Here is a 15729-nt window from a genome sequence, read left to right on the forward strand (position 1 = left end):
ATAATGTTATATTAGCAAATACTATCACTATACATAATCATAAATATAATCACTGAATGAAAAGACAAATTATTCTTACCGTTTCCTTACTAACATTTACAACAATCACCATCGCACAGGATGATAAGAATAGTATTGACAAGCAATTTACCTCTTTATTACAGGAATCCACTAACTACCAGTCTTACAAAGTTGTACCCAAAGCGCGATTAGAACAATTGCAAAAAAACGTTGGGGACTCTATAGATGCACTTCAGAGCAATATTGTTCAAGTAAACAATGAAATGAATAATCAAAAAGTAGTTGTAGATTCCCTTTCAAACAAGCTTGTAACCATACAAGACAGTTTAGATCTTGCCTTATCAAAAGAGAATAGCTTTGAAGTTTTTGGTATTTCTACTCAAAAATCAACTTTTCAAACTATTGTGTGGTCTATTATTGGACTCTTACTTTTGAGCTTAGGAATCATCTTTTTCCGATTTAGAAAGAGCAATAAAGATACTAAAGAAGCTTTAAAACGCTTAAATGACACTGAACTTGAATTGGAAGAACTCAGAAGAAGCTCTTTAGAAAGAGAACAGAAGATTCGCCGTCAACTTCAAGATGAGATCAATAAAAGCAAACAAGTTTAATACACACTAACTTGTAAAAAAGTCCAGATTGTAAATTACAATCTGGACTTTTTTATTACCCCTTTGCTTAAAAAAAGAAAACTGCTTCTCAATTAACCAATATATTAACACTAATCTATTTTATTTATTAAAATTAACCTTATATTAGCGAAAAATTTAATATATATTAAAAAATACAACTACTGAATGAAAACAAAAGTAATTCTTACTGTTTCTTTTTTAACCTTAGGTCTAACTTGTTTTGCACAAGAGATCGATAAAAGTATTGATAAGCAATTTGCTAAACTTCAAGCAGAATCTACAAACTATCAGTATTATTCAGTTATACCAAAGGATAAGCTTGCCATGTTAAGAAAGAATGTCAATGACTCCATTGTCGTATATAGAGATAGCATCACGAAGATTCAAACTGAACACCAGGATGTCTATAACACGATTGATCAACAGAAAGTAGTTGTAGATTCTCTATCAAAACAAGTAGAGAGTATAAAAAAAGAATTAGAAATAGAGCGAGCAAAACCAAATGGCTTTAAATCATTAGGTATAAATATTACTTCTACTTCCTTCCAAGTAATTGTGTGGGGATTAATAATACTTTGGCTACTGAGTATTGGCATAATCATCTTTAGATCTAAACAAAGTACGTTAAATACTAAAGATGCTATCAAGCAACTCGCTGACACTGAATTAGAATTAGAAGAACTCCGAAGAAATTCGTTAGAACGAGAACAGAAAATTCGCCGTCAATTACAAGATGAAATCAATAAGAATAGATTGTCAAAATAAAAAAGAGCTGACCTTTAAAAGTCAGCTCTTTTTGCATATAAAAACTTATAATGAGTTTAAGAAATCTAATAGATTCTCTCTTTCTTGTTTTGAGAGTGCCTTAAATCTATTTTTTGCATCTAACGCTTCCCCACCATGCCACAGTATTGCTTCTGTTAGGTTTTTAGCCCTTCCATCGTGCAAAAACTCTGTATGCCCGTTGACTAAATATTGATATCCGATCCCCCATAGTGGTCTTGTCTTCCATTCATTCCCATCAGCTAAGAAATCTGGTCTATTATCTGCTAAATCATCTCCCATATCGTGTAATAACATATCTGTGTAAGGATAAATAGTTTGATAAGACAAGGCCTTGATTGGACTATAACCAGTCTTATGCTTGGCAATATGACATTTTGCACAACCTATTTGATCAAACGTCTTCGCTCCTTTTCTGACAGATTCCTTTGTGTGATTACGCGATGCAGGTACAGCTAATGTTTGAGTATAAAAAGTAACTGCGTCTAAAACATCGTCTTTAATATCTCTTTGTACTCTCCAATTATAATCGCCAACATCGTGAGTGTAGTCCCCGTTAGATTGTCCTAAACCAGGTTTATTTGGAAACAGGTAATTTGTTATTCCAATATCGTTGACAAATGCAGCAGCACATTGTTCTAATAAACTGGCAGTATTAGCTTTCCAACCAAATCTACCGAGTTTTGTCGATTGCGTTTTTGCATCAAAGACGTAGTTTGCTTTACCAGAAATACCATCCTTGTCTGCATCGTCAATATCTTGATTCGCCAAAATATCCTGTTCAGGAATTGCCTCTAACAATCCTAAGCCAAAAACAGGCATACCTATTCTCGGAGAAAGTAAAACACTGTTGGGAAGTTGCCTATAAGCATTAATCACTGAATAATGTGGTTTCTGCAAAACTACCTTCGTACCATCTGCAAATTCTTCTGTTATTGTACTATAATTTACCTGGAACTCTACCTCTGGTTGCGTTCCAAAAACAGCTTGATTTTGTAGCTGTAAACCAAACCCTGGAATCGGCATTGGTCCACCATTCTTGGAGACTCCTGGAACACTTCCTCTAAGGAAAAAACCACTGCGCATTGCCAAATCAACTGGAAACGCTGCTCTACCATCTTTTGGATGGCAAGAGATACAAGAAGAATTATTAAAAATAGGTCCTAAACCCTGATTTACTTGATTGGGTGGAGTAACAAATACAAACTCAAAGATCAAATCGCCTGTTAGATGCAGTGACAAATCTTCTGCTGACAAATTACTCGCAGGCATTCCATAAGCATTACTTGAACTTATAAAAGTAGTTGTCTCTCCTCCTGCCATCATTCTCTCCTCCAAATCAGGTAATTGTACATACTCTGCACTATCATTGTTAGAACAAGCACCTAAAAAAAATATTCCTATCGTTAAAAACAAGTATGTCGCATTACTTTTCATTTTATAACAGATAATAATTAAGCCTTGAATTGCTTCAAGATCATTTGATTAAAGGCTATTTACAAAAGATCTTAGTTTAGTATCTAAAAGATTTGCCAAGTCATTTACTTTATTTTGAGCATCTTTCACCTCTTTTCTATTCTTGTAAATTGCCTGAGTAAAAGTATTAGGAATTGCATCAATGGCATTAATTGCATCAGTAATAGCTTGTTTGATTTCCTTATCTAAGGCAGCATTCTTCTCTTGTACAATTTTAGAAATTCCATTGACGTCTTGTTTGTAGTAACCGTTATAAACATTTTGAATACTAATAATATTGTCGATGAAATCTTGCTTAGAGTTATTGCTAAATCTTGACTCTTCTTTTTCGGGCATTGGTGTACTGCCTTCAGGATTCAGTGGTTCTTCTATCTTACCTGTACCGACTTCATCAGCTATGGTAAACAATCCATCTACCAACTCTTCTAAAGCTGCTTGATACGAAGGATACTTATTGTTGCTTGGTCCTGCAGAGATAAATATCTTGCCATAATTTCCTTTGTCAGCTCTCCAAGCGTCATATAGGTATTTTGTATTTAACTGTAAATCCTCTGTTGCAGCTACTAAATATTCAATTTGTCTGTCACTTAATTGATCTGCTTTCTTTAGGCCATCTTCGCCCCACACAAGAAACTCAATTAAGTGAAATCCCCTTGCTTCGTGATTGGCACTTATTAGTTTTGCAGTAATGGGCTGATTGCTTTTAAGAATATTATTCATCGCCTCTACATCTACTGGCCAAGTGTCCATTGCAGGATCCAACCCTTGCGTTTCAACTGGCCCATAAAGAAATCCCTCTGACTGTTCCCATGGTTTTCGCGTATCTACCCATGCCTTTTTTACTTTCTCTAAGTTTTCATCTGTAGAAGATTTTGCAAATACATTCACTGCATCCTGCAATTCAGTAGCTTTGATATTCAAGTCCTTATAAGTCTCCGTAATCACTTTTTGCGTAAGATCTGTCAGGACATTTTTGTATAAATCATCTACTTTTGGCGTTTCTGTTTCATCACTATTACTACTGCAGCTAAATGCTATTGACGATAATATGATAAAACCTACTGCTAATAATCTTGTTTTCATAACTTTAATGTATTTATATTAAAAACTAAACCCAATTCCCAAAGAGAATGTGTTTTCTTTTTGCTTTTTGTCGGTATTGATAGAGGTTACTGGATCGAAGTGATATGACCCTAAAATACGCGTAGAATAATGTGCTTTGAATACTACTTCTGGAAGTATAAACCAGTTGATTCCCCCAGTATAAACACTTCTTTGCCAGCGTGGTTTTCTGACAACACTTCCTTCTGTTTTATACATAGAATCATAATAGTCGTATCGGATAAATGGATATAACTGTTGTTTGAAATTAAAAAAGTGAAGAATTTCATAGCCTAATTCCGCTGATACACCTAAAGCATTTTTTCCAATCGGAGTGCGCTTTACACCAAGATTTTTAGAAAGGCTTGCATTTTTTCGACTAACAATATCAGAGTTCTCTATATTTCCATATACAAAGACACTGTTAAATCGCAAGAAGCTTTCATTATAACTGATATGTGATTCAAAAAGAGTAACATAAGACGATACATCCATATCTTTCTTAGGCCTGTTGGCTGCAGCATCATTGATATAGGCTGCAAAACCAAAGTAAGTATCCTTATGCGTTCCAAACTTGTAGTCAAGTCGAGCTGAAAAAGCGAAACTATTAGCTACACTCATTTCAAATCGCTGTTGATGTCCTCTTTTAATCCAATTTCTCGAACTAAACCCCGTCGCGTCCAAACCACTCGTAATAGATAATTCATATCGCAACTTTTGATTGAGAAACTGACCATAAAACTGTATCCCATTCTCATACCAACCCAACGGAAGTAATTCACTTTCCATTTCTTGCCTATGTGTTGTGAAATACTGTGTAGGTCTGTCCAAACTCTGAGCCAAATTGGTATGAAGTTTCATACGACCAGCCTTAATATTAAAGTATGGTTTAATCTGAAAATCTACGTACAATTGCTCTAACTTAACTTCCCCTCCTGCTTCAATTTCACTCTCGTATTCGCCGAACTCCTCTTGTGTATCTAATTCTATGGTAGAACCTGTTCCCCCATGTTCAAATTCTATCTCAGCCTTCAACTTAATTCGATCAGTAAACTGATATCCTAAGTATAAGTTTAATCTCTCAATATCAAATTTGTCTTTAATATTCAAATCTGTATCGTAGCGACCATAATTGTAGTAATTAATCGCTCCATACCCATTTAAACTAAACCGCTTAAGATCAAAAGGCTTTATCTGCTCCTTTTTTTCTATCTCTTTTAACACCTCTTGTTTTACTTGTTCTACTAAGAGTCTATTAGCTATAGAATCAGCTTGTTGTGCTAATGTTAAAGTAGAATACAGAAACACGACAATTAATAATCTTATACTCATAACAGCTGTTGTAAATGTTAATATTTCACAACAAAATTAACTTATTAAGACTTATTAAAAATAAAAAGAACACATATAAAGCCCCCATTTCATACAATTATGAAACAATACAGAGTTAACGATGATACAATTAGCGCAGAATAAATAAAGATTCAATACTTAAGTTGTTTTAGTTCAACTCATATAGCATTGGCTAATAAAGAATAACAGGGAGAATGAAGTAATCTTAGTAGGGAAAAAAAGATCAGTAGTGGGATAATGTAAAGCTTCTCTTTATTGAATTATAGCAAGTAAAAGACAATAATCAATTCTAAGATAACTCTGCTAATTAATCGCTAATCAGCATAGTCCTATGGCAGAATAACAAATAGTACTAAGCCGTATAAGGACAATACAAAGTTTTGTTTAGATGAATATTTTAGAACTATTAATCTTAATAAAACCTTCAGTATCTAAGTGTTTTAAGGTCCTAATCACAGTTTCTACTCGTAGCCCAGTTAGATCGGCTATTTGTTGCCTGGTTAGATTAATAAGGTAGCCAAATTTCTTACTTTGTGGAGCATGTTGCTTTTTATAAAAATCCAAAAAGACAAGAATACGCCCTTGAGCATCTTGACATGATATTTCAGGTGCCATGAGCGATTTATAATAAAGTTCATTCGCCATATCCTTGAGTATACCTGGTACACACTTTGGTACAGCCCATAGTAGCTTGTAGAATTTATCTTTTGACAATTCTAATATAACAGCGTCTTTCATTGCCACAGCATTATAAGGATAGGTGGTATCATTGAACAACATCGCTTCTCCAAAACTTTCATTTTTCGAAAAGATTTGTTGTATAAATTCCTTACCACTACTCAAATAATTAATAAGCATTACTTGACCAGATAGGACTTGGTAATAATTGCAAGCATGATCGTTTAAAGTGAAGATTCTATCCCCCTTTCGATACACTTTTTCAATTGCACCAAACTCAAATAAAGTTTCTTTATCTATCATGACTTAACAATTAAAAATCCCTTGATTAAAATCATACGAAAACTATATATTTAAACCTGATTTACTACTAAAAGTCTTTTCTTTTAGCGAATTTACGCAATAAAAATAACGGAAAAACAACCCAAAGTAGCAAAATGAAAAAAGATATAATACTTCCTACACCATTGCCAAAAAAGCTTTTAAAAACTGCTCCTGTATATCCTAATAAAGCAGATATATCAAGTCGTAATAAAATCAGAATCCTCGACAAATCAATAGGGTTCAAAATGGTTCCGATTAAAGTGATATTCTCAAGTGGATACTCCCCAAAAACAATAAGGACAGTAAGCAAAACACCGTCGTAAATAATCGCTAAGAAAAGCCATAGTAAAATAGAATAACCAAATCCTTTAATCTTATTCTCATTCTTTAGTCCTATACAATAAGAAAAAGCACTAAAAATAAAAGTTAAGAACACCCCTGTTACGATTAATAATAAGAAGTTTATAATTACTCCAGATGCTAATAAGCCATAGAATAAAAATGGAATACCCAACCCGATAATTAGACTCATAGATAATGAAAGAGCAACTCCTAAATATTGACCGAAGAATATAGTAGATCGTTTTAATGGCAATGCTAATAGCAACTCCGTAAACTCACGTGAATCATAGTAATACATTACTCCGAAAATAGTACTTATCAGAGGAACTAAGACTATGATAACATTCATTAAAGTAATAATCGCTTTACCAATATCGCTGTTTAAGAACAACAATACAATCCCCAATAGGAGATAAAACAACAAGTATATATAACTCCATCGACTTCTAATCAAATCGTAAAAACTGTATTTTAAAATCTTAAGCATAATTTTGTTTTAATATGTTAGCAATAGCTTTTTCAAAACTCTCTTGATTTGTTTTTTCTTTCAACAATTCGATACTTCCCTTAAAGTATATCTTGCCTTCTAAGATAAAAACGATTTCATCAGAGATTCCCTCAACAAAATCCATGATATGTGAAGTTACTAAGATTATCTTGCCTTTATTTTTCTCTCTGATGATCAAGTCTTTTAATGTTAGCAAGGCTACAGGGTCTAACCCAGTAGTTGGTTCATCGAGAATCATGATAGGATTGTCAAACATAAAAGTTAAAAGAATATTTACCTTTTGCTTTGTTCCACCAGAAAGTGCACTTAATTTTTTATTCAAAAATTTTGACAAGTGAAACAGCTCAATGTATTCTTTTTCATCTTGCGTTTTATTGCCTCTCAAATCCTTAATCATATTTAGAAGCTCTTGAACAGTGATATTACTTGGAAAATTGGCGATTTGAGGCAAGTAATCTATCTTCTGTCTATAGTCCCATTTATTCAATACACTTTGATTATCAATGGAAATATTACCACTATCGGGAAACACCATACCGAGAATACACTTATTCAATGTTGTTTTACCCGAACCATTAGGTCCCAATATTGCGATAACCCCTTGTTCTATTTCTAAATCCACTCCCTTTAAGACGTGATTTTCTCCATATTTCTTATATAAACTATCTATCTTTATCATGTTTTATATATTTGGTTATAGGTGTATTATCAACTAAATTATCTGGTGTAAAAATCGGTGATACTTTTTCAGAGAAATCAATGATATCAATAAATAAACTTCTCAATAAAATGATTGATTCAGGTGTTTTATTGACGATATAAGAGAATAATTTGATTGGTCTATAGGGTACATCCCCTATTCCATCTTTATTCAGATCATAGCCTGTATAACCACTCCAATAGTTTGAATCAAAATTATTATGGTTGAGTGGCCCCCTATACACAAGGTCAAATGAATTATTAGAGAAGTTATTATAGTTTACTATATTGTGATAATTAGCTCCGTTAGAGTTAATTGCCCATCCATTTCCAATAAAATCATTGTGAAGATAAGTCACTCTATTAGATCCTTCTATATTGATAGCAGTTGTATTGCCTTTAAAAGTATTATAGTTAATCTCTGTATCGTTTACTTCTTTTAACAATACTCCGTAGGCTGCAGATCCCCAGTTATCTTCAAATAGATTATCTGTCATAGTCATATATTTAGAGAACATAATCGCTACTCCTGCTCCATTGTGAATGTATTTACAATTTTTGACCACATCGTGATTCGAAAACATAAAGTGTAATCCATATCTAACGTTATACTGACTCACATTATCTTCAATTTGACAATAGTTAGAAAATTCTAAATAAATGCCATCTCTTACTTTCTCAACATAATTAGATTTAATGATCACATTATTGCTATACCAAAGTTGGATACCATTACCCGAGTTAAACTCGTTTTTTGCTTTGCCGTAAATTTTATTATTCTCAACAATTCCATCTTTAGATTTTTCAAGGTAAATCCCAAAGAAAAGATTGCGAATTATATTGTTTCGAACAGCAAAGTTTTTGCTTTCTCTAATTCTAATAGCAGCGAAGTCTTTTATGTAGCTTGTTCCTACATTGACAATTGTAAAACCATCTATGGTTACATCATCAGCCTTAACTATAAATATCTCACCTTTGTCTTGTCCATCAACGCTTGCGTCTTCACTGAGTAAGGTAAGTGATTTATCAATTAAAATCTCATTTTCGTAATAAGTACCTTGTTTAACAACTATGGTATCACCCTCTTCTGCTTGTTGGATTGCTTGTTTTATACTAATGATACTACAGTCATGACATACTTGTATTTTTTTAGCAAAACCAGAAACAGAGCAACTTAAAGTGACCAATAAGAACAAGAAATACCTTACATAAAGACTTCTCATACTGCTATATTTTAGAATTTATTAATGCTTTTTAATTTTACCTTGAACATTATCCCATTGATACAACATGGCTTCGTTGCTTTCCTTTAGAATAACACTTGCTTGTTCCTTATTTTGAACAGCCGAAAGAAAAGCTCCCATAGGACTTGGTATATCTTTGCTAATGATAAAAGTAGCTTCTTGAGCTGAAATCATTTTACCAGGTTCACTTAAATTAGACACTAAAATAAATGCATACTGAGATTGATCAGCTTTGCTCTCGCTTAGGAAGTTAATCATACATTCTATGGCATCAAACTTAAAGTTTTTCCCTTTCGTTGTCACCAGTTGCGAAGCATGTGCTTTGTCTACAATTCCCATTTTACAGAAATGACATAAATCCTCTCCGTAATTTATTTCTTGTACCTTAACAGAACAAGAACTAACCAACAGGACCAATATTAAAAAGTAAAGTTTTTTCATCTTTTAATTTGTTTTAGCTTTTCGCCCACATAAATAAGCCAATAGTGTGAAGAACATTCCAACAGCCATTAAATAAGCTCCAATATGTGGATATGAATAGGCATCAAAATTTAAAATTTTTCGATGTCCGAATATAGGTGGTTCATACGTAAGGGGATTTCCGTTTGCATCAACCATTTTCATAATTGCATGAGGGTCTAAATCACTTCCGTAGTCAATCAACCACAGATTAAAGTCATACATCCCCAGTAAACCTAATACACTCATCAAGATCAACCAGTATAAAAAGAATATTGGTTTTACTTTATTCAAATAACCTCCAATCCCCAATAAGATTCCCAACACACTCATCAGACCAATTACGATTGGAAATACAGTAAACTCCCACATTTGCTCAGCTTTAGGAATTGTTTTCATCCCGATATAGTGGTTTAAACCATCTATATTTTGAATATCAAACTCCTTTACTCCTTCTATACCAGTGATATGGATATTCATCCCCAATGGTACAGGATATTGTGGTGCTCCTAACTCTATATTCCACAGAGGAAAGAAAAACAACGAGAGTAATAGCGCTGCTCCCACCATCATTAATAAGCTTGCTTTTTTCATGTCTAAAATTTTATAAAAGGCAGAGGCATTATACACTCTGCCCTTTATTCTCAAACTATTTTACATCAACATATTTTCTTTGTTTATCAAACGCTTACTCATCGTCTAATGACCAAGATAGTTCGATATCTGAATCTGCTGGAGAAACGCGAATATACCCTTGCATCTCTTGATGTAAAGCAGAACAGAAGTCAGTACAATAGAACGGCCATACTCCAACTTGTTTTGGTTCCCATACAAATGTTTCAGTTTTACCTGGAGTTACCAGTAACTCAGTTGTATTAGCTCCAAGCATCGCCAATCCGTGTGGTACGTCAAAATCTTGTTCAAGATTTGTCACGTGGAAGAATACTTTATCACCCACTTTCACACCTTCAATATTATCTGGCGTAAAGTGACTTCTAATCATCGTCATATTAATGTGTACTTCATTTCCTTTTCTAACTACTTTAGCCTCACTTGGATTCTTAGTTACATAAGGGTGTTTATTCTCATCTAACTTGTAGATTTGTCGAGATTTATGCATGATTTTATCTGCTTTAATTGCAGCTGCATAGTGAGGTTCTCCAATCGTAGGGAAATCTAAAATCAACTCCATTTTATCACCTGTAATATCATAGAGCTGAGCAGAGTGATTCAAATCAGGTCCTACAGGCAGATATCTATCTTTGGTAATTTTATTCATTGCCACCATATATTTCCCATCAGGTTTAGCTGAGTTTCCTCCAGGAATCATCAAGTGACCGACAGAGTAATATGTTGGTTTTCTATCCACAATCTCCCAAGTACCCAATTTCCATTTTACAACTTCTGATGAGATAAAGAAAGTAGTATAAGCATTTCCTTTACCATCAAACTCTGTGTGTAAAGGGCCTAAACCTGGTTGTTCAACAACTCCAGCTAAAACATCGTCGAATTTTAAAATTGGCAAGCCATAAGCGTCACCATCAAATTTTTTATTCTCAATTGCATCTAACATTTTTGTGAAAGAGTGAACAGTAAGATTGGCAGATAATTTCCCATTACCTACAATGTACTCACCTGATGGATCTACGTCACATCCGTGTGGTGATTTTGGAGTAGGTAACAAATAAACAAGTCCAGGCAATTCAGTAGCATCTAATACCAATACTTCATCTTTCATCGTATGCGTTGCCATGTGAGTACTATTGTCAAATTTATTGTGAGCGTATTTAGCAGGCATTTTCTTTCCTTTTCCCGCTTTGATATACTCCTCTGCTTTTTTCCAGTTTACAGCAGCAATAAAATCTTTATCGTTTTGAGATGCATTCACCTCTAACAAACTATGAGCCTCCTCTGTGTTATAAGTCGTAAAGAAAAACCACCCATGTGATTTACCACGACCTGGGTGTGATAAGTCATAGTTGAATCCAGGCATTAAAATTTGAAAAGACAAATCCATTTCTCCCGATTCTTGATCTACAGATATAAAAGATAAAGCACCTTTGAAATTACCCTTATAGTCTTTAATGGGCATATCTCTTTGAGGAATTGGCACAGAGAATCTCGTACCTGCTACTACATACTCGGTATTTTCTGTAACATAAGAAGAACTGTGGTTACCCGCACTATTTGGAATTTCTAAAATCTCAGCAGTACTAAAATCTTCCAGGTCAATACGCGCAATACGCGGAGTGTTATTCCCATTAATAAAAATCCAACGTCCATCTACTTCTCCTTTAGTCTGAGAAATATCAGGGTGGTGAGAATCATCCCATGGGATAAAACCATGTGAAGTCATCAACATCGGTTTTGTTTCCTCACTATATCCATATGCTTTCTCTGGATCTTGTGAAAAGACAGGTATTACTTTAAATAGCCTCCCTGAAGGTAATCCATAAACAGATAACTGTCCACTAAATCCACCAGAGAAGAAACCATAATACTCATCATATTCACCTGGAGCTACGTATACTTTCTCAGCAGCATTTGTCGAGAGAGCACCTTTATTGCTCTTTTTAGAGTCACCACAGCCAGCCAACAATAAACCAGCTACGGAACAGGTTAATAATAATTTGAATTTTGTTTTCATAATATAATATTTACAATCTATAATTATAGTGTTCTAAAGTATTCTAAGACTGCTCTAGCATCTTCCTCACTAAGATTTTGATTAGCCATTGGCGCTCCGTTAAATTCTTTTAATAACTCTTTCGCTAATGGATCACTTTCCAACATTTTTTCTGGAGCCAAAATCATATTCATTACCCATTCAGGTGTACGGCGTTCAAGTATTCCCTTAGGTGCTGGACCGATAAATCTTTTAGCAGGTTTGTGACACGCAGTACACATATTTTTATAAATTTCTTGTCCTTTGTCTGCCAATTTCTGATCAAGTTCTTTTAACTCTAATGACTTTATTGGACCTACCCCTTTATTAGTCAAATCCACTCGCTCTGAAGGTGGTAAATTTTGAGAATTTTGTGACGCTGCTGGTTTTGTTTCTTCTTTGGTTTCCACTTTTCTTTCATTAGTAGTAACAGCTTGCTCTTCTTTACCTTTGCTTCCTGAATTACAACTAATTACAAACGAACAAATCGTTAGCATCAATGCTGTACTTATAAATCTTAGTTTCATAATGTGTTTATTTTTGTTTACATATTGTGAAGTTAATTCTATTTAGCTTCTTCCTTTATGACCCAAATCATAAGGAAATTACTGTATTCAAAAACTTATCAACACAAATACAACTAACTTAAAATCAGTTGATTACAACCATTGTCAGATCAATACATTTATTATTTAGAAGAATGGAGTATAAAATAACTTAATAAATAAAGGGCAATTATATCTTTTTATGATTTCCTTAACATATACATAAAAGACAAAAACATCTTTTATATGAGTAAACACTATAAAAAGTGTACAATTTTCACCTTATATGATTGTTCAAACCACGTGATAACAAAATGTTAATACAGATATTAGACCAGAGATTTGATATACATTGAATCAGAAAAAAAAGGGATACCTAAAACTAATCTATGAACTGCAACCGAAATGGTACTTGAAGAAGAAAAACAATTTGTAATGAATAAACAATCGCAAATAGTACTTCTAAAGAAGTTAGTGCCGAAAATAACTCTCTATGAAAAAGAAAAACAGGCATAGAGTAAAGAATAAAAAAAGAGTGGAAAAACACCAAAGGTATTCTCCCACTCTCCTATTTGATTTTTAAATTTTAATCTAATTTCTTGTCTATGATTCGAGCAAAATAATCTTGAACAAATGCCTTGCATTTTAATTCTAATTCCAACATCTCCTCATTCTTCTCATTTATCAAGTTACGCTCTAACCCTTTGTCATTGATGTCGTAAAAACCAGTAATGTCTTTTCCATTAAATCTAACAATATAATTACCTTCTTGATAAGTGTACTCATTACCTCCATAATTCACCACAAAAGGCTTGGTAATGGTATCGTTAATCAAACTGCGTCCCCAACTTCTAAATGGCTTATCATAGCCAATCATATCTAAAACTGTAGGGTAAATATCAATCTGTTGAGCCAAGCTTTTATCAACTCCTTTTACTCTTTCATCTGGCGTATAAATTAAAATAGGAACAGCTGTGCGATTCACTAATTTGCGGTACTCATCATAGTCGATTTGATTGGTGTGATCAGCAGTTATAATAAATATCGTATTCTCAAACCAAGGTTCTTTGCTACTTTCTTCAAAGAAACGCTTAAAGGCATAGTCTGTATATCCCACTGTCTTGTGAATCGGCTGATTGCCTTTCGGAAATTTACCTTCATACTCTTTTGGTACATTGAATGGTTCATGAGAAGAAACCGTAAATAAGGTAGCAAAGAAAGGTCCTTCTTTTTCATTTAATGTCTTTCTCATGTACTGAAAGAAAGGTTCGTCCCAAATCCCCCATGTACCATCAAAGTCATCATCATTATTATATTCCGTTTTACCGTAGTAGTGATCATATCCCAAAATATTTCCAAAACCTAAGAACCCCATAGATCCATTAGGAGCCCCATGAAAGAATGATGTGTCATACCCTTTTGACTTTAAAGTTGAAACTAACGATTCTATCTTTTGCTTTGGAAATGGCGATGAGGTAAATGCATCTTTAAAAGAAGGTATCCCCGCTATTACAGAAGACACTCCGTGTATCGATTTGTACCCATTAGCGAATGCATTAGGGAAAATCAAGCTATGTTGAGATAGCGAATCAATAAAAGGAGTATAGCTCTGGTAATTTGGTATATTCATATCCTTGTTAAATGCTCCTACATACTCACGCGCATAACTCTCTGTGATAAACAATACGATATTTGGAGTTGATGGCTCATTTGTTTGATAGTGTTTTACAGCACTGACATATTTATCTAAAGTAGGCTGATCCATAAAATCAACCTTTTTAAAACTCGTTTTTCCAATTGTACGCAAGATTGCAAAAGGCGTGTTCAAAACGACATCAGCATGTTCCGGTTTCTCTACATGTCTATTAGCATCAATAATATTTAGCGGTCTGGTCGTTTTCTTTAAATCCCCGCGTACACCAGCTATAAAACCGACTACCACAATAACAAACAATACAATAGACGAAATCCAATATGATTTTTTTGATTCAATTGTTATCGGTCTTGTAAACTTCACTTTTTTGTACAAAAACACCCATACAATACTCAAGCCAATACACCACAAGAATACATGCCAATAATTAATCAAAAAATTAAAAAATAAAGTCCCCTTATTAGACTCGTGTTCTAAACTATCAAAAACGGCAATTGTCGTACGTGCATAGATAAATCGATAGTAAATTAAATCGATAAAATTAGTTGCGTAAGCTAATAAATTGGGAATGATATAAGACCAAAAAAGGAGTTTCTGATACCCTTTACTTGTCGTTTTATAAATAGGTAATATTGACAAAATGATAAACAAACTACTCATATAAAAAATAGCCATTCTATCAAAGGTCAATCCGTGATAAGCTAAAGAAAGGTATTGTCCAAATGAATCTACATTCAATAAATCACTGTTATATACGTAAAATAAAGTACGAGCAAGGAAGTAAAAAAAGAAAGCTAAAAACAGTCTGTAAAATAGCACTAATACTTCGTTTAGACGAAAACGATTTGAAATCATAAGGTTTTTTTATTTTTTGAAACACAAACTTAATCATTTCTATTCTCACTTGCATAAGCAAATACAGCATTTTATATGATGTGAAGTTTTTTTTCTAAAATAATCGACTTGAAAATTGCTATCCCCCTTTCGATTCTTTGTTTTTATTCTTCATTCACAAAAAAGAGCACTTTAGCAAACAATTTTCTTGACAAGTGAACTACTCTGCTTAATAAACAAATTCCTTGTTTTAGCCTCTCAAACTACTCGTAGCAAATTCTCACCATTATATCACACTTCTCAGTAAAATATTTTATACCTCTAAGTAGTTTGCGCACACTTTTCTTGCGGTATTCTTGCACCTTTCTTCGACAAAACACCGCTTTTGGCAAGTAAACCCCTAGCCCCCCC

Annotated in this window: 14 protein-coding genes; 2 read left to right on the top strand and 12 right to left on the bottom strand. The window is 33.6% G+C overall.

Annotated elements, in window-relative coordinates; genetic code table 11:
- Nucleotides 1-56 precede the first annotated feature (56 nt).
- On the top strand, nt 57-632 hold the full coding sequence (locus tag GOQ24_RS02195) for an LPXTG cell wall anchor domain-containing protein (protein ID WP_155091525.1): 576 nt from the start codon (nt 57-59) through the stop codon (nt 630-632).
- 186 nt (nt 633-818) lie between these two features.
- A complete protein-coding gene (locus GOQ24_RS02200; RefSeq protein WP_155091526.1) occupies nt 819-1418 on the top strand; it encodes a hypothetical protein in 600 nt (199 codons plus the stop codon).
- Nucleotides 1419-1463: 45 nt separating this feature from the next.
- On the opposite strand, the gene GOQ24_RS02205 is transcribed toward GOQ24_RS02200, so the two are convergent.
- The 12 genes from GOQ24_RS02205 to GOQ24_RS02260 form a co-directional block, all read right to left on the bottom strand.
- The gene (locus GOQ24_RS02205; RefSeq protein ID WP_160339027.1) at nt 1464-2873 is read right to left on the bottom strand and encodes a di-heme oxidoredictase family protein; all 1410 of its coding nucleotides are present in this window, start codon (nt 2871-2873) and stop codon (nt 1464-1466) included.
- Nucleotides 2874-2921: 48 nt separating this feature from the next.
- Nucleotides 2922-3995 (bottom strand): imelysin family protein, encoded by a 1074-nt coding sequence (locus tag GOQ24_RS02210; RefSeq protein WP_160339028.1) that lies wholly within the window; start codon nt 3993-3995, stop codon nt 2922-2924.
- An 18-nt stretch (nt 3996-4013) separates the two neighbouring features.
- Nucleotides 4014-5345: an autotransporter outer membrane beta-barrel domain-containing protein gene (locus GOQ24_RS02215; RefSeq protein ID WP_160339029.1), complete on the bottom strand. Its 1332-nt coding sequence runs from the start codon at nt 5343-5345 to the stop codon at nt 4014-4016.
- Nucleotides 5346-5750: 405 nt separating this feature from the next.
- Nucleotides 5751-6347 (bottom strand): Crp/Fnr family transcriptional regulator, encoded by a 597-nt coding sequence (locus tag GOQ24_RS02220; RefSeq protein ID WP_155092517.1) that lies wholly within the window; start codon nt 6345-6347, stop codon nt 5751-5753.
- A 67-nt stretch (nt 6348-6414) separates the two neighbouring features.
- Nucleotides 6415-7197 (bottom strand): ABC-2 transporter permease, encoded by a 783-nt coding sequence (locus GOQ24_RS02225; RefSeq protein ID WP_155092518.1) that lies wholly within the window; start codon nt 7195-7197, stop codon nt 6415-6417.
- Nucleotides 7190-7897, bottom strand: coding sequence for an ABC transporter ATP-binding protein (locus GOQ24_RS02230; protein ID WP_155092519.1), 708 nt, complete (start codon nt 7895-7897; stop codon nt 7190-7192). Before GOQ24_RS02230 ends, GOQ24_RS02225 begins: the two co-directional genes overlap by 8 nt.
- Complete coding sequence (gene nosD / locus GOQ24_RS02235) at nt 7881-9140, bottom strand: nitrous oxide reductase family maturation protein NosD (protein WP_155092520.1); 1260 nt, start codon at nt 9138-9140, stop codon at nt 7881-7883. The genes GOQ24_RS02230 and nosD overlap by 17 nt, the downstream gene beginning before the upstream one ends.
- 21 nt (nt 9141-9161) lie before the next feature.
- Complete coding sequence (locus GOQ24_RS02240) at nt 9162-9602, bottom strand: nitrous oxide reductase accessory protein NosL (protein ID WP_160339030.1); 441 nt, start codon at nt 9600-9602, stop codon at nt 9162-9164.
- Nucleotides 9603-9605: 3 nt separating this feature from the next.
- Nucleotides 9606-10214 carry a hypothetical protein gene (locus tag GOQ24_RS02245; protein WP_155092522.1) on the bottom strand — a complete coding sequence of 203 codons (609 nt, stop codon included), beginning with the start codon at nt 10212-10214 and terminating at the stop codon, nt 9606-9608.
- Nucleotides 10215-10308: 94 nt separating this feature from the next.
- On the bottom strand, nt 10309-12267 hold the full coding sequence (nosZ, locus tag GOQ24_RS02250; RefSeq protein WP_160339031.1) for a Sec-dependent nitrous-oxide reductase: 1959 nt from the start codon (nt 12265-12267) through the stop codon (nt 10309-10311).
- Between the two features lie 23 nt (nt 12268-12290).
- A complete protein-coding gene (locus GOQ24_RS02255; RefSeq protein WP_155092524.1) occupies nt 12291-12812 on the bottom strand; it encodes a c-type cytochrome in 522 nt (173 codons plus the stop codon).
- A 604-nt stretch (nt 12813-13416) separates the two neighbouring features.
- Entirely contained in the window at nt 13417-15339 is a 1923-nt protein-coding gene (locus GOQ24_RS02260) for an LTA synthase family protein (RefSeq protein ID WP_160339032.1), read from the bottom strand.
- Nucleotides 15340-15729 lie beyond the last annotated feature (390 nt).

Origin of the sequence: Myroides sp. LoEW2-1, assembly GCF_009767705.1 — a bacterium.
Classification (GTDB): Bacteria; Bacteroidota; Bacteroidia; order Flavobacteriales; family Flavobacteriaceae; genus Flavobacterium; species Flavobacterium album_A.

Excerpts from the sequence above, each read along its gene's own strand:
- GOQ24_RS02195 (WP_155091525.1), top strand. The coding sequence starts at position 57 with ATGAAAAGACAAATTATTCTTACCGTTTCCTTACTAACATTTACAACA.
- GOQ24_RS02200 (WP_155091526.1), top strand. The coding sequence starts at position 819 with ATGAAAACAAAAGTAATTCTTACTGTTTCTTTTTTAACCTTAGGTCTA.
- GOQ24_RS02205 (WP_160339027.1), bottom strand. The coding sequence starts at position 2,873 with ATGAAAAGTAATGCGACATACTTGTTTTTAACGATAGGAATATTTTTT.
- GOQ24_RS02210 (WP_160339028.1), bottom strand. The coding sequence starts at position 3,995 with ATGAAAACAAGATTATTAGCAGTAGGTTTTATCATATTATCGTCAATA.
- GOQ24_RS02215 (WP_160339029.1), bottom strand. The coding sequence starts at position 5,345 with ATGAGTATAAGATTATTAATTGTCGTGTTTCTGTATTCTACTTTAACA.
- GOQ24_RS02220 (WP_155092517.1), bottom strand. The coding sequence starts at position 6,347 with ATGATAGATAAAGAAACTTTATTTGAGTTTGGTGCAATTGAAAAAGTG.
- GOQ24_RS02225 (WP_155092518.1), bottom strand. The coding sequence starts at position 7,197 with ATGCTTAAGATTTTAAAATACAGTTTTTACGATTTGATTAGAAGTCGA.
- GOQ24_RS02230 (WP_155092519.1), bottom strand. The coding sequence starts at position 7,897 with ATGATAAAGATAGATAGTTTATATAAGAAATATGGAGAAAATCACGTC.
- nosD (WP_155092520.1), bottom strand. The coding sequence starts at position 9,140 with ATGAGAAGTCTTTATGTAAGGTATTTCTTGTTCTTATTGGTCACTTTA.
- GOQ24_RS02240 (WP_160339030.1), bottom strand. The coding sequence starts at position 9,602 with ATGAAAAAACTTTACTTTTTAATATTGGTCCTGTTGGTTAGTTCTTGT.
- GOQ24_RS02245 (WP_155092522.1), bottom strand. The coding sequence starts at position 10,214 with ATGAAAAAAGCAAGCTTATTAATGATGGTGGGAGCAGCGCTATTACTC.
- nosZ (WP_160339031.1), bottom strand. The coding sequence starts at position 12,267 with ATGAAAACAAAATTCAAATTATTATTAACCTGTTCCGTAGCTGGTTTA.
- GOQ24_RS02255 (WP_155092524.1), bottom strand. The coding sequence starts at position 12,812 with ATGAAACTAAGATTTATAAGTACAGCATTGATGCTAACGATTTGTTCG.
- GOQ24_RS02260 (WP_160339032.1), bottom strand. The coding sequence starts at position 15,339 with ATGATTTCAAATCGTTTTCGTCTAAACGAAGTATTAGTGCTATTTTAC.